A 15,347-nucleotide genomic window follows, 5' to 3' on the forward strand; every position below is an offset into this window, starting at 1 on the left:
AATTTTTAGCAATTAAAAATTGTCGGAAAATTTTAAAATTTATTAACAATTCATGAAAAAAGAGGATAAAAAGAGAATCTGTAGAATAATTGGAAGTAAAGTTTTTTGGTATTATCCAAATATATTCTTAATATTATTGTACTAATAATTTGTTGGATAATAATTAAAAGCTTATAAAATCTAAAGAATAGGGGTGATATTGTAATGAAAAGATTTAAAATGCCAAGTGCATTTACTATCCTTTTTGCAATAATTATTGTTGTAGCAATACTAACACATATTGTGCCAGCTGGGCAGTATGATTATGTTGACCCAGAGGCTGCTAAAAAGGAACCTATTCCTGGAACTTATCATCCAGTTGACCCTAATCCGCAGGGAATTGGTGATATTATAATGGCTCCAGTTAAAGGTTTTTATGATGCCGTTGATGTTGCACTATTTGTTATAGTTATAGGTGGTTTTCTAGGTATAGTTATGAAAACTGGAGCAATAGATGCAGGAATTGCTGAAGTAACTAGACGATTAAAAGGTAGAGAAAAATGGATGATACCAATATTAATGATATTCTTCGGCTTAGGTGGAACTACATATGGTATGGCGGAAGAAACTATAGCCTTTTATCCATTATTATTACCTGTATTTATTGCAGCTGGATATGATAGTATAACTGCTGCATCAGTAATACTTTTAGGTGCAGGAGTTGGAGTTTTAGGCTCAACTGTTAATCCATTTGCTACAGGTATAGCATCAGGATTTGCCGGAATATCAATAGGTGAAGGTATAGGATTAAGATTATTAATATTAATAGTAGGGGAATTAGCAACAATCCTATTTGTAATGAGATATGCTGAAAGAGTAAGGAAAGACCCTACAAAGTCATTAGTTTATGATATGATGGAAGATAATAAGAAGCATTTTCTTTCTCAAAGGAAAGCAGATGAATTTCCAGAGCTTACTGGAAGAAGGAAGTTTATATTGTTCTTGTTTGCCTTAACATTTATAATAATGGTATTTGGAGTTATTCCATTTGAAGATATAGGAATTACTGCTATACCTACTCTTTGGTGGTGGTTTGGAGAATTAACAGCTCTATTCCTAGTTTCAGCAATTGTAATTGGTTTAATAGCAGGATTAAATGAGAAAGAATTAGTATCGGCTTTTGTTGATGGAGCACGTGATTTATTAGGAGTTGCATTAATTATAGGTGTATCCCGTGGTATAACGGTAGTGATGAATGCCGGTAATATTACAGATACAGTACTTAACCTAGGTGAAAGAACACTTTCACAAACAGGTTCAGCACCTTTTGCAATTTTAACATACTTATTCTATATACCACTATCATTCTTGATCCCATCAACATCAGGTCTTGCAACACTTTCAATGCCAATTATGGCACCATTAGGAGATTTTGCTAATGTTGCAAGGCATATAGTTATAACTGCATACCAATCAGCATCTGGTATAGTAAATTTAATTACTCCAACTAGTGCTGTTGTTATGGGTGGTTTAGCTATTGCAAGGATACCTTATAATAAATGGATAAAGCATGTTTGGAAGCTATTAGTTATATTAATGATAATTATTATTGCTGCATTAAGTTTTGGGGTTTTAGTTGGGTAAAAAAATATTGACAAAATTTTATCAATAATATATAATTTAAAATGAAAATACTAATAATGTAATATAAGGAAAATTAAGGAGAATGAATTCTCACTAAATTGGCAATGAAGGCCTACTACTTTCCTATGAAGGGAAAGTTGTGGGCCTTTTTATTTTTAAAAGAAAAAGGAGGAAATAAACATGAAAAAACTACTTACATTATTAATTACAGCCCTTTTACTTATATCACTAATTTTAACTGGATGTACATCTACAAAGGCAAGTAATAAAAAGACTGGAGAATTAATATTTGTTGCTAATGGAGAAGATTTTGTTAGAAAGGGATTTACCACAAAGGATGGTTGGAAAATTACCTTTGATAATGTTTATGTCACTTTAGATGATATTACTGCTTATCAGACAAATCCACCTTATGATGCACACAGCGGGGAAGATATAAGGTCAGATACAAAAGTTTCTTTAGATGGTCCTATGATGGTAGATCTTGCTAAGGGAGATGAAAATGCTAAACCAATATTAGTGGGAAAGCTTGATAATGTGCCTGTTGGCCACTATAATGCAATATCATGGAAAGTAATAGAAGGCACTAAGGGTAAAGGAAAAGGTGGAGTGTTTACCTTTATAGGAAAAGCTAAAAAAGATGGAAAAACTATTAACTTTAATATACAATTAGGTAAAGAGTATAAGTTTTTAGGTGGAGAGTACATAGGAGATAAAAGAAAGGGAATTGTTGAAGAAGGAAAAACTGCTGATTTAGAGATGACATTTCATTTTGATCATCTATTTGGTGATTATGAATTAGATAAAAATGATGATTTAAATCTTGGAGCATTAGGATTTGAACCCTTTGCAAAAATGTCTGAAAAGGGATATGTAGAGGTTAATATGAGTCAGTTAAAAGAAAAGCTTACTTCTACTGAATATAATAAATTACTTAATATACTTCCTGGATTAGGACACGTAGGAGAAGGCCATTGTCATGCTGTAGAACTTGAATAACATCTTAAATACCCTTTATATATGCAGGATTGATATTAGTCAATCCTGCCCTTCAATATTTTAATTTAATAATAAGGAGAGAGTAATATGTACAAAAACATACTTTTTGCTCTAATTCTAGTTACACTTATAATAAGTCCTGCATTTATATATGCCCATGGTGCTGAAATTGAATATAATGCCAATATTACATATAAAATTACTGCTAAATATGATAATGGTAAGCCAATGGCAGGAGCTCAGGTTATAATTTATGCTCCAGATAACCCTTCAACTCCATGGAAAAAGGGAGTATGTGATGAAAATGGAAATTTTACCTTTATACCTGATACTTCAAAAAAGGGTAACTGGACTATACAGGTTAGAAAAGCAGGCCATGGAACTTCTATTTACATACCAATAGATGAAAAAATGGCTACATCTGGAAAGACAGGTTATTCATCATTACAGTTAATACTTATGATTGGTTGTGTAGTATGGGGGTTAGTAGGAACTTCACTATATTTTAGGAGGTAATTTAGTATGCATATTCCTGATGGTATTTTACCTGTGGCAGTTTGTGCTTCAGGGTATGGATTAACTGGTTTAGCTACATGGTATTCATTAAAAAAGATAAAGGAAAAAGAGGACCCAAGAAAGGAAATACCTAAGGCTTCCCTAGGTACAGCTGCTTTTTTTGTTGCTTCATGGATTAGTATTCCAATCCCTCCTGCTAGTGTTCATTTAGTACTAACAGGTTTACTTGGAATATTACTGGGATACTATGCATTTCCAGCAGTATTAATATCCCTTTTCTTCCAGGCAGTCATGTTTCAGCATGGTGGACTTACAACCTTAGGAGTAAACGCAATAATATTGGGACTTCCTGCTATATTAGCCCATTATACATATACAATAGGCAAAAAGTTTTTATATAAAAATAATTTAAAATATGGTATATTAGGCTTTATTATTGGCTCTTTGAGTATTGGAATTAGTGTAATTCTTTTTTATACTATAGTAATAACTTTTATTCCTGCTAATATAGATGTTAATGCAGAAAAAATAGCTAGTTTAGCATTTGTAATATCACATATTCCTTTAATGATAATAGAGGGTATTTTTACAGCCTTTGTACTCATTTATCTCAAAAAAGTAAAACCTGAAATGTTGGAGGCTAAATAATGGATATTGGATTAAACAACTTAAATCCAAAGTTAAAAATTATAGGGGCTATGGTACTTGCATTTACCTTTTCCTTTATAAAAAGTATAGAACTATTACCTGTAATATTTTTCATTAGTCTTGTAATCTATTATTTATCAAAGCTTCCACTGTCACTTTTACTAAAAAGGTGGATTATTCCTGCTCCCTTTGTGATATTAATGGGACTATTTATGATGTTTTTTTCGGAGGGGCAAACAGTTCTTACTATAGGCTATTTATCAATAAAAAAAGAGGGAATATACTGGGCTTTAACCATTATAACGAAGTTTTTATCAATTTTAACTATTATGGTTACATTATTTCAGACTACACATTTTATTGATATTGTAAGGGCATTAAACTCTTTAGGAGTTCCAGCAATTTTAACTGATATAATCATATTTACATATAGATATATATTTGAAATAGGTAAGCAATTAAATAAAATGCAGATTTCAATGAGATTAAGAGGCTTTAGAAATAGGGGTTTAAAGAATATAATATCCTTGGTTTCTTTAGTAGGAACAATTCTTGTTAGAAGTTATGAACAATCAGAAAAGGTATATAATGCCATGATTCTAAGGGGATATGGACATAAAGAAAGTGTAAAACAGGATTTAAAATTGTGTAAAAGTGATATATTAGGGGTTTTTATAGTTGTAGCTATTTCAATAGGATTAATTACTGTTCAAATAGGTTTAAGCTGGGGAGGATTTTAAGATAATGACTAATAAACCGGTACTTAAGGTTTCACAAATTTCTTTTGGATATAATAGGAACGAGAAGATTATTAATAATCTTTCACTAGAAATCTATTCTGGTGAAAGGGTAGGAATAATAGGACCTAATGGAACAGGAAAAACTACATTGTTTTTGCTTATTTCTGGTGTAAAAAAGCCTTCATCGGGTGAGATTATCCTTTACGATAAAAAGGTAAAGGTGGGGAAATTTAACCCAAATATAGGAATGGTTTTTCAAAATACAGATGACCAGCTTTTTTGCCCAACTGTATGGGAAGATGTAGCCTTTGGACCTACAAATATGGGGTTATCTAGGGAAGAAGTTAAAAAGAGGGTTAATAATTCACTTAAAATTTTAGGAATAGAAAAACTGAAAGATAAAGCACCACACCATCTTTCTGGAGGGGAAAAGCGACTAGCTGCTATAGCAGGAGTACTAGCTATGGAATCAAAATTGGTAATTTATGATGAGCCTACTTCAAATCTTGATATTAGGTATAGAAGGAAATTAATTAATTTTATTAATTCTTCGAAACAAGATGCTATGCTTATTTCCTCACATGATTTAGAATTTATACTTGAAGTATGTAATAGAGTAATTCTCTTAGATGAAGGTAGAATAGTTGCAGATGGAAAACCAAAAGAAATATTAGGAGATGAAAATCTGATGGAAGCACATGGATTAGAAAAACCCCATTCTCTAATCCCTCATGTAATAGATCATCATGAATACATTAAAAAGGCAGAATAAAAACAAATTAAAAGTTGAGGGATTATGAATCCCTCAACAACTCAAAACTTAAAAATGTTTTTTCTAGGAGCTAATAAGTTTATTTACTTAATACAGTATGGGCTTCTTTAAGATGTCTTATAATTTCTATGTTTTGAGGACATGCCTCTTCACATTTACCACATTCAACACAAGCTGATGCATCGTTACTTTTTTCCATCATTTTCTTATAATGTCTTAAACCTTCCCTTGCATCATACATGTGTAGATTATTATAAATCTTAAATATCCTTGGTATAGCCACATCATTTGGACAAGGAATACAGTATTTACATTCAGTACATGCAACTTTATTTCTTTCATTATAAAAAGTTTTGATTTCTTCTATTAATCCTTTTTCTTCTTCTGTTAAAGAGTTTGGTAAAGCCCTTTTAGCAGTCTCTATATTTTCTTTAACTTGGTCCATTGTACTCATACCACTTAAAACTACTGAAACTTCTGGCAAATTCCATACCCATCTTAAGGCAAGTTCAGCAGCTGTTTTGTCTATAGAATATTTATCCCATATTTTCTTGATGTCTCCCTTAGGTTCCTTTGCCAGTTTTCCTCCTAATAATGGTTCCATTATAATAACTGCAAGATCTTTTTCTGCTGCATATTTTAGTCCTTCCATTCCAGCTTGATATTCTTCATCCATGTAGTTAAGCTGTATTTGACAAAAATCCCAGTCATAGGAGTCAACTATTTCTTTAAATAAATTTATATTGTCATGGAATGAAAATCCAATATATTTTATTCTTCCATCCTTTAATGCCCTTTCTACAAAGTCAAAGACATTTAAATTCTTAATTTTTTCCCATTTTTGTTTATCAAGGGCATGTAGAAGATAAAAATCTATGTAATCAGTATCAAGTTTTTCTAATTGCTCGTTAAGATATTTATCAAAATCTTCATGTTCCTTTACGAGCCAAACAGGGTTTTTAGTTGCAAGTTTTACCTTTTGTCTATATCCATCCTTTAAGGCCTTCCCTACAAGTGGCTCACTATTTCCTTGATGATATGGGTAAGCTGTATCTATATAGTTAACGCCATTATCTATTGCATATCTAAGCATTTTTATAGCTTCTTCTTCATCAATTTTACTATTATCATTATCTACAGTTGGAAAGCGCATACATCCAAAACCTAAGGCAGAAACCTCTAAATCTAATTTTCCAAATTTTCTATACTGCATTACTTTTTTCTCCCCCTTCTAATACAAAAATTTAGTATTTAGTATTAATTATATCATAGAATATTGGCAAATATTTATAGTTTTGGCAAAGAGATTTTTAAAAAATTTTTAGGAAACGCTTGCAATAGAAAAAAGATTATGCTAATATTATGTTACGTAAAAAATTGATATAATTTCCGGAAAAACTTTTGCGTGTTACTGACTCGATCAGGCATGAGCAAAGGTTTGAGGTGGGGAATTTATATATAAGGGTTATACCTGTATATAAACTCTACTCAAAACTTTTGCTCATGCCTTTTTGTTTTCCGCGGAAAACGTAATAAAACAAAAACATAACAAACAGTAATAAAACAAAAACATAACAAACATAAGAAAGGAGCAAAAAGGTATGAAAAAATCATTTGGAACTTTACAAAGAATAGGTAAAGCTTTAATGTTACCAGTTGCTTTATTACCAGCAGCAGGTTTATTACTTGCTTTAGGAAATGCTTTTCAAAATCCAGCTACTTTAGCTAAAATACCAGCTTTAGGTGCTGATTGGTTTCAATTAGTTGCTAGAGTTATGGAACAGGCAGGAGCTATAGTGTTTGCAAACCTAGCATTATTATTTGCTGTAGGTGTAGCTATTGGTCTTTCTGAAGGAGAAGGAGTTGCAGGTCTTGCTGCAATTATAGGTTTCTTAGTAATGAATGTTACTATGGGTACTACCCTTGGAATTACACCAGAGATGATTGGAGAAAGTAAAGCTTATGCAAGTGTTTTAGGTATTCCTACACTACAGACAGGAGTATTTGGAGGTATAATAGTAGGTATATTAGCAGCAACTATGTATAAAAAATATTATAATATAGAATTACCATCATACTTAGGATTCTTTGCAGGAAAAAGATTTGTTCCAATTGCAACTTCAGTTGCAGCACTATTATTAGGACTTGTAATGATATTTGTATGGCCACCAATTCAGAATGGATTGAATGTTTTTTCACATAGTATGGTTGATTCAAATAAAACATTAGCTGCATTCATATTTGGGGTAATTGAAAGAGCACTAATACCATTTGGATTACATCATATATTCTATTCACCATTCTGGTTCGAGTTTGGAGAATATGTAAATAAAGCAGGAGAAATTGTTCGTGGTGACCAGTTAATATTCTTTGCTCAATTAAAGGATAATGTTAAGTTAACTGCTGGAACATTCATGACAGGTAAGTTCCCATTTATGATGTTTGGTTTACCAGCAGCAGCCCTTGCTATTTACCATGAAGCTAGAAAAGATAAGAAAAAATTAGTTGCAGGTATGATGGCTTCAGCTGCATTAACATCTTTCTTAACTGGTATTACTGAACCAATTGAGTTCTCATTCTTATTCGTAGCACCAGCATTATTTGCAATACACACTATATTTGCTGGACTATCATTTATGTTAATGCACATATTAAATGTAAAAATAGGTATGACTTTCTCAGGTGGAGTTATAGACTTCCTATTATTTGGAGTTCTTCCAAATAGAACTGCATGGTGGTTAGTAATCCCTGTAGGATTAGCATTCTCAGTAATCTACTACTTTGGATTTAGATTTGTAATTAGAAAATTCAACTTAAAAACTCCAGGTAGAGAAGAAGAGGTTAAAGAGTCTAATACTACAGATGTTAAAGGAGCAGACCTTGCCTACGGAGTATTAAAGGCATTAGGAGGAGCAGAAAATATAAGCAAGTTAGATGCTTGTATAACAAGATTAAGAGTTACAGTTAATGAAGCATCAAAGGTTGATAAAGAGGAATTAGAAAATTTAGGTGCTTCAGGAGTTATGCAGGTAGGAAACAATTTCCAAATTATATTTGGACCACAATCTGATACAATAAAGGGTCAAATAAAGGACATTATTTCTGGTAAAACACCGGTTTCTGCATAAAAAAGAAAAGTTAGCATAAATATGTATAAAATTTCATTGACAATTTAATGGAAAATCTATTATATTATAATATGGAAGGAAATAAATACGTTACTTAAACCTTAGAAATCACAGGGGAGTAACTACCACTTATATAAGTGGAATTAAGTCAACATCGTGGTGATATTTTACCTGGCTTAATTTTAAAAAGTGAGACTTGTGTGTAACATCTTTTTATGTTACGCGCAAGTCTTTTAATTTGTCAATTAAAATATAAAAAGAAGGTGAAATTATGGAAACATTTATTGAGAGTTTTGTTCAAGGATTACCTTTATATGCACTATTTATCATTATAGCTGTATCTTTATATACTTTAAGTAAAGGTGCAGACCTATTAGTGGATGAGGCTGTTGCACTTTCTGAAAGGCTTGGTATTCCTAAAATGATAATTGGTGCTACTATTGTAAGCCTTGGAACAACACTTCCAGAGGCCTCTGTATCGGTAATGGCAGCAATATATGGGAACCCTGGCTTAGCTTTAGGTAATGCAGTAGGTTCAGTTATATGTGATACAGGACTTATTCTAGGAATAGCCACATTAATATCACCTCTTCCTTTACAGAAAAATATTGTAAATAGACATGGATGGATTCAGTTTGGAGCAGGGATACTTTTAGTTTTATTCTCTTTACCATATGGCACAATAGGCGATATCTTTATAAATGGAGGCCATATTTCTAGAGTTACAGGTTTCCTTTTTGTCGGACTATTAATTGCTTATATATACTTTTCAACTGTAAATGCCAAGGAAGAATCTGTAGCAGCAACAGTTGAAAGTTCAGAAGAAGATTCAAACAAGTTAGCTATATTTGTAAAGTTTGTACTTGGAATTACATTAGTTATTGTTTCTTCTAAAGTATTAATCCCAACTGCTCAAGAAACGGCTATTAGGCTTAATGTACCTGAGAGTATAATTGCAGCTACACTAGTAGCCTTTGGAACATCACTACCTGAACTTGTGACTTCAGTTACAGCTGCTTTAAAGGGACATGGTGAATTAGCTGTTGGAAATGTTGTTGGAGCTGATATATTAAATATCCTCTTTGTTATAGGTTCAGCAGCAAGTTTTTCAAAAAATGGAATTCAAGTTCCTGTAGATTTCTTTAAACTATATTTCCCAGCTATGATATTTATATTAACTGTATTTAGGGTAGGCTCTATTTATTCAAAGGATGAATTGAAGCGTCCATTCGGTCTAATATTATTAGGAACATATATACTAATAACTGCATTAAGCTACGTTTAAAAACAATTGACAATTTACAATGGACAATTGACAATTATAATTAGATAAAAAAATTAGGAACAAAAAACGTAGAGCACATTTTAATGTGCGATTTAGTACAAAAATCACGAAACACGAGATTAAAGGCAATTGACAATTAGAATAAGTTAGTAGCATGTAGTTAGTTGTTAGTAAAGTACAGTTGTTAGCTCTTGGTTCCTAGCAAAAAAATTTTAGTTTTGCTGAGAGCTGAGAGCTAAGAACTAACAACTAACAACTGCTTTTATCAATCGTTGCTGATGGATTCAATCCATCAGCTTTTTTTGTTTCAACAATAACTGCATAAAAATATACATTAGGGTAATTATATAATAAAGAAATTTTAATTATTAAGTAAAAATGGAGGTTAATCATAGTGTTAAAGAATGTTATAAAAAGAACTTTTAGCATTTTTATAATATTAATAATTTTAATTCAAGTAAGTGCTTGTACAAATGGGAATATAAAAGAAGAATCTAACAATGGTGCAGAAAAGCCGAAAATGGAAAATGATAATAAAGATAACAAAAAGACTGATTATACTGAGGAAAATGCACAATTAAAAAGACTACTTCCTCAAAGAGAAGATTATAAATGGATATATAGTGGATTTGCTGAGTATGGACATCAGATGGATTTAAAAAGTATCACAGAATTAGAGGATAGAACTATTTATTCAGTAAATGGAAAAATATTTGATCCTTCAGGGGGAGAAGCTAAAGGAAACTTTAACTTAGAGATAATATATACAATTAAGGATGGAGAGTTAATTCAAACAAAAAGGGAAGAAAAGATGATGGATTCAATTTTTAATTCATTAACTTTAATAAAAACTCCCCTTGAAGAGGGAAATAAGTGGGATCAAAAGCTTGAAGATGAAGACGGTAATAAATATAAGTTGAGATGTTTCATTGAGGATATTAAAGAAGAGAATGGGAAAAAGGTTTATTCTGTTAGATATGAAGATACAAAAGGCGATTATTATGAAAAAAGAGAAATAAAAGAAGGTGTAGGAGTAATAAGCTTTGAGAGGTTATATAAAGGAAATGAAGAAAATTTCACAATCGGATATTCTTTATATGGAAAGGCCAGTGGATATAATAATTATTTAAATATGAAAAAATACCTACCACCATTAGAAAAAAGGCTTGTATATCATGGATTAGCAGAATATGGCCATTCAGGAGTATTAAGAAAAGTATCAGAGGATGAAACAAAGGCTATATATGAATTTTTAGGAGATTATGAAGATGGTTCCGGACTAGGAGGAGAATTTAAAGTCTTATATACTCTAAACTATCAAAATGGAACAGTTACAGAAGAGGTTATAAGTAATACAAGGACTGATGAAAAAAGGGTTAACTCAATATTAAAAAATTTAATAATACTAAAATTACCGATTGAAACAGGGAATAGATGGTTTCAAAATATAGAAATAGATGGGAAAGAATATCTAATGGAAGGAAAAATAATTGATATTTCATATAAAGACCAGTCCTATTATCCTATTGGAAAAATAGATGAACAAAATCCTATAGTGAAGGTTAGATATATTGTTAAGGATATAGAAGGCTATTTTAATAATACCTATATTGAAGAAAGGCAATTTGAAGCAGGTAGAGGTCTTATAGCATTTTCAAAACTAATGAAGGGTGATATACCTGTATCAGGAAAAGAACTGGAAGATTATGATAAGGTTAATGAAGCAATAATGCAAAGGATGTTTGGATATGGATTATCATATATAAGAGAATAGAAAAATAAGCAACGAATTTTCATAAATACTTTTTTGCATTAATCATACTCCAACTGTACATACTAGTTTTGAAGGAGTGTGATTATATGCAATTTTATGAAGTAATAAAAAACAGAAGAAGTATAAGAAATTTTAAAAGTACACCTGTTAATGAAAACAGTTTAGCAAGGATGATAAATGCTGCTATGATGGCACCTTCATGGAAGGATAATACATCATATAGATTTATTCTAATAAATGATGGAAATGAAAAAGAAATGTTAGCACAAACAATTAGAAATGATACAAATGAGGCAGCAATGGCAGTAAGGCAAGCACCTATGGTGGCAGTAGTTGTAGCCAACCCACAAGAATCAGGAGTTATGGCAGATAGGGAATACTATTTAGTAGATAGTGCTATTGCTATGGAGCATTTTGTTCTTGCAGCTACTAATGAAGGATATGGTACCTGTTGGATTGGAGCTTTTGATGAGGATAGAGTAAGGGAGATTTTATCTATTCCAAACAATTTTAGAGTAGTGGCGATGACACCAATAGGAGAGGTTGCAGAAGAAAATGCTCATCATTCTAAAAAAGATGTTAGAGAATACGTATTTTTAAATGGATGGGGAAGACCATATACAGAAAATATCTCTAACAATAATGAAAATATTATAACGGGAATTCCTCCAGTAATGTAGTTAAAACAGCGAGCTTTGCTCGCTGTTTTAATGTCTAGAAAAGTATATTTCTATGAATTGCTGAAAAAAGGAAGAATAACAACTAACTAACAAATCGACAAAGTAGATTTTGTTCCTGTTTAGGAGTTCAAACATTTTTTTACAAGAAATTGCACGTGTGAATCTAAGTGAATTCAAGGCATACAATAAATTATAAACATTTACTATAAAATAATGTTTTTATCCCTAAAGATTGACCTTAAAACTAAGAGCTAGGGGCTGAGGGCTAACAAAGCGTCGTCAGACGCATTTGTTCTGTCTTTTTCAAACAACTACTTGTACAAATATTCAAAAAATTGTATTATTAATATAATATTATAGAAGTTTGGAGGGGTAAAATGGCAGGAATATATTATGAGAGTACAAGGGGAGGGGTACGAAAAATCACTTCTTCAGAGGCTATAGTAAAAGGGATTGCAGATGATGGGGGATTATATGTACCAGAGATCTTTCCTAAGCTTGATATACCACTAGAAAATCTACTAAATAAAGACTATAGAGAGCTTGCCCTTTATATATTAAAGAAATACTTATCAGATTTTAATGACAATGAACTAATAAGATGTGTTAATAATGCCTATGATGAAAAATTTCAAAAAAAGGAAATAGTACCTTTAGTAGAAAAGGATAATTTGCATTTCTTAGAATTGTATCATGGACCAACCCTTGCCTTTAAGGATATGGCCTTATCAATATTACCCTATTTTATAAAGGAGGCAATGAGAAAATTAAATATTAATAAAGAAGTAGTAATACTTACAGCCACATCAGGGGATACAGGAAAGGCTGCCTTAGAAGGTTTTGCAAATGTAGAGGGTACTAAAATAATAGTATTTTATCCTAAAGACGGAGTTAGCAAAATTCAGGAAAGACAAATGATAACTCAAAAAGGGAAAAACACCTTTGTTATAGGAATAGAGGGTAATTTTGATGATGCACAAAGGGGAGTAAAAGAGATATTTAAGGATAGAGAATTTAATAAAAAGCTTCAGGAAAACAACTATACATTTTCATCAGCTAATTCAATTAATATAGGAAGGTTAATTCCTCAAATTGTATATTATGTTTATGCATATTTAAAACTATTAAGGGATTCAAAAATTAGTAAAGGAGAAAAGATAAATATAGTTGTCCCTACTGGGAACTTTGGTAATATATTAGCAGCCTTTTATGCTAAAAACATGGGATTACCAATAAATAAGCTTATATGTGCATCTAATGAAAACAATGTTCTTTATGACTTTTTTAAAACAGGTGTATATAACAGTAATAGAAAACTTATACTTACAAGTTCACCCTCTATGGATATTCTTATCTCAAGTAATCTAGAAAGGCTTTTATTTGAGATAAGTGGTCGAGATGCAGAACTTATAAAAGATTTAATGGAAAAGTTAAAATCTGAAGGGGAATTTAAAATACCAAGAAAAATGAAGGATAAATTAAAAAATTTCTATGGAGAATATGCAACTGAGGAAGAAACCTATAGGGCTATAAAAGAGGTTTATCAATTAACAGGATATGTAATAGATACTCATACAGCAGTTGCCTATTCAGTATATACAAAATATAAGAGAAATACGTTAGATAATACTAAAACAGTTATTGCATCAACGGCAAGTCCATTTAAATTCACTAGAAGTGTCTACGAAGCCCTTAATGGAGACAATAATAATTTTACTGACTTCCAACTAATAGACAAATTATCAAAATATACAAACTTAAAGACACCAAAAGCTATAGAGGATATTAAAAATAGAGAAGTTATCCATAGAAGGGTTTGTAAGAAGAATGAAATGAAAAAGGTTGTAGAGAAAATATTATTAGGTTAGGTGATAATATGATTAAAATAAGGGTTCCAGCTACAAGTGCCAATATTGGTCCAGGTTTTGACTGTTTAGGAATAGCCCTTAATATGTATAATACTTTTTTTATTGAGGAAATAGAAAAAGGAGTAATAATTGAGGGATGTGAAGATAAGTTTTGTAATGAAAATAACTTAGTTTATTCGGCAATGAAAAAATCCTTTGAAAAACTGGGATATAAATATAAGGGAATAAAAATTAATATAAAAGGTCAAATACCTGTTTCAAGGGGGTTAGGAAGTAGTGCAGCATGTATATTAGCTGGGGTTATTGGTGCAAATGAAATAGCATCTGCAGGGTTAAATAGAGAGGAAATATTACAGTTAGCAACAGAAATAGAAGGTCACCCAGATAATGTTACTCCTGCACTATTTGGAGGAATGACAGCTTCTGTATATGAAAAAAATAGGGTTTATTATAGTAATATAAAAATCCAAAAAGGATTAAAATTTTGTACTCTAATCCCAGACTTTCAGTTATCTACAGCTAAGGCAAGGGCTGTCCTTCCTAAAAAGATTGATTATGAAGATGGAGTATTTAATGTTGGAAGAGTATCTTTAATGATTTCTGCACTTACTAATGGTCAATTTGATTTAATAAAAATAGCAAGTAAAGACAAATTACATGAAAACTATAGGGGAAATCTTATAAGAAATTATCACAATATAGTTAGAGAATGTGAAAAATTAGATAGTTTAGGGACGTTTTTAAGTGGTGCTGGACCAACTATTATGGCAGTTTTAGAAGAGGATAATAAAGATTTTTATAATAACATAAAAAAATTCCTTTATAACTTAGAAGATAATTGGGAAGTAAAAGAATTACAAATTGATTATAATGGTGTTGTTATAGAAAATACTTAAAATACTTTTCATATCCGTAACTTTTGTTACGGATTTTTTTTGTTTTTAATCATATAATAAAAACAACTAATGATAGGAGGGATAAAGTGATAGAAAAAGTATATGAATTTAAAAATTCAGAAACAAAAATGATAGAAAAAATAGTAAATGATGAAAATGCTGCAATAAATCATATGATACTTACTAAAGATACAGGACTTCCAGAACACTATTCAAACTCCAATGTGTACATGATAATTATTAGAGGAACAATGTCTATTAAATTAGACGACCAAGATACTAAGGAGTATATGGCAGGCAAAATTCTTAATATTCCATATAACACAAAAATGAATGTTAAAAATCTTCATGATGATATATTAGAGTTTTTTGTAGTTAAGGCGCCAAGTCCTAAAAACTATGATAAAAAGTAAATCAT

General features: G+C 31.0%; 14 protein-coding genes and 1 riboswitch. Of the genes, 13 read left to right on the plus strand and 1 reads right to left on the minus strand.

Going from position 1 to position 15,347, the window contains the following annotated elements:
- Positions 1 to 204: 204 nt before the first annotated feature.
- The 6 genes from BET03_RS13130 (at position 205) to BET03_RS13155 (ending at position 5,298) form a co-directional block, all read left to right on the plus strand.
- Positions 205 to 1,623 carry a YfcC family protein gene (locus BET03_RS13130; protein WP_120170752.1) on the plus strand — a complete coding sequence of 473 codons (1,419 nt, stop codon included), beginning with the start codon at positions 205 to 207 and terminating at the stop codon, positions 1,621 to 1,623.
- A 180-nt stretch (positions 1,624 to 1,803) separates the two neighbouring features.
- Positions 1,804 to 2,622 (plus strand): DUF4382 domain-containing protein, encoded by an 819-nt coding sequence (locus BET03_RS13135; RefSeq protein ID WP_120170753.1) that lies wholly within the window; start codon positions 1,804 to 1,806, stop codon positions 2,620 to 2,622.
- An 87-nt stretch (positions 2,623 to 2,709) separates the two neighbouring features.
- Positions 2,710 to 3,138, plus strand: coding sequence for a carboxypeptidase-like regulatory domain-containing protein (locus BET03_RS13140; RefSeq protein WP_120170754.1), 429 nt, complete (start codon positions 2,710 to 2,712; stop codon positions 3,136 to 3,138).
- A 6-nt stretch (positions 3,139 to 3,144) separates the two neighbouring features.
- Positions 3,145 to 3,786, plus strand: a complete 642-nt coding sequence (cbiM, locus tag BET03_RS13145; protein WP_120170755.1) for a cobalt transporter CbiM — start codon at positions 3,145 to 3,147, stop codon at positions 3,784 to 3,786.
- Positions 3,786 to 4,526, plus strand: coding sequence for a cobalt ECF transporter T component CbiQ (gene cbiQ, locus BET03_RS13150; protein WP_120170756.1), 741 nt, complete (start codon positions 3,786 to 3,788; stop codon positions 4,524 to 4,526). The genes cbiM and cbiQ overlap by 1 nt, the downstream gene beginning before the upstream one ends.
- Before the next feature lie 4 nt (positions 4,527 to 4,530).
- A complete protein-coding gene (locus tag BET03_RS13155; RefSeq protein WP_120170757.1) occupies positions 4,531 to 5,298 on the plus strand; it encodes an energy-coupling factor ABC transporter ATP-binding protein in 768 nt (255 codons plus the stop codon).
- A 79-nt stretch (positions 5,299 to 5,377) separates the two neighbouring features.
- On the opposite strand, the gene BET03_RS13160 is transcribed toward BET03_RS13155, so the two are convergent.
- Positions 5,378 to 6,511, minus strand: a complete 1,134-nt coding sequence (locus tag BET03_RS13160; protein ID WP_120170758.1) for an aldo/keto reductase — start codon at positions 6,509 to 6,511, stop codon at positions 5,378 to 5,380.
- 388 nt (positions 6,512 to 6,899) lie between these two features.
- Between BET03_RS13160 and ptsG the strand changes: the two genes are divergently transcribed.
- From ptsG to BET03_RS13195, 7 genes are all read left to right on the plus strand, one after another.
- Positions 6,900 to 8,426, plus strand: a complete 1,527-nt coding sequence (gene ptsG, locus BET03_RS13165) for a glucose-specific PTS transporter subunit IIBC (protein WP_120170759.1) — start codon at positions 6,900 to 6,902, stop codon at positions 8,424 to 8,426.
- 101 nt (positions 8,427 to 8,527) lie between these two features.
- Positions 8,528 to 8,664, plus strand: a riboswitch (yybP-ykoY riboswitch).
- Between the two features lie 33 nt (positions 8,665 to 8,697).
- The gene (locus BET03_RS13170) at positions 8,698 to 9,711 is read left to right on the plus strand and encodes a calcium/sodium antiporter (RefSeq protein WP_120170760.1); all 1,014 of its coding nucleotides are present in this window, start codon (positions 8,698 to 8,700) and stop codon (positions 9,709 to 9,711) included.
- Between the two features lie 394 nt (positions 9,712 to 10,105).
- Complete coding sequence (locus tag BET03_RS13175; protein WP_120170761.1) at positions 10,106 to 11,485, plus strand: hypothetical protein; 1,380 nt, start codon at positions 10,106 to 10,108, stop codon at positions 11,483 to 11,485.
- 86 nt (positions 11,486 to 11,571) lie between these two features.
- Entirely contained in the window at positions 11,572 to 12,165 is a 594-nt protein-coding gene (locus BET03_RS13180; RefSeq protein WP_120170762.1) for a nitroreductase family protein, read from the plus strand.
- Positions 12,166 to 12,542: 377 nt separating this feature from the next.
- Positions 12,543 to 14,033, plus strand: a complete 1,491-nt coding sequence (thrC, locus tag BET03_RS13185; RefSeq protein WP_279230414.1) for a threonine synthase — start codon at positions 12,543 to 12,545, stop codon at positions 14,031 to 14,033.
- 8 nt (positions 14,034 to 14,041) lie between these two features.
- Positions 14,042 to 14,929 (plus strand): homoserine kinase, encoded by an 888-nt coding sequence (thrB, locus tag BET03_RS13190; protein WP_120170763.1) that lies wholly within the window; start codon positions 14,042 to 14,044, stop codon positions 14,927 to 14,929.
- Positions 14,930 to 15,015: 86 nt separating this feature from the next.
- Positions 15,016 to 15,342 (plus strand): cupin domain-containing protein, encoded by a 327-nt coding sequence (locus BET03_RS13195; RefSeq protein ID WP_120170764.1) that lies wholly within the window; start codon positions 15,016 to 15,018, stop codon positions 15,340 to 15,342.
- The last annotated feature ends 5 nt before the right edge of the window (positions 15,343 to 15,347 follow it).

Origin of the sequence: Thermohalobacter berrensis (genome assembly GCF_003609645.1) — a bacterium.
Taxonomy (GTDB): Bacteria; Bacillota; Clostridia; order Tissierellales; family Thermohalobacteraceae; genus Thermohalobacter; species Thermohalobacter berrensis.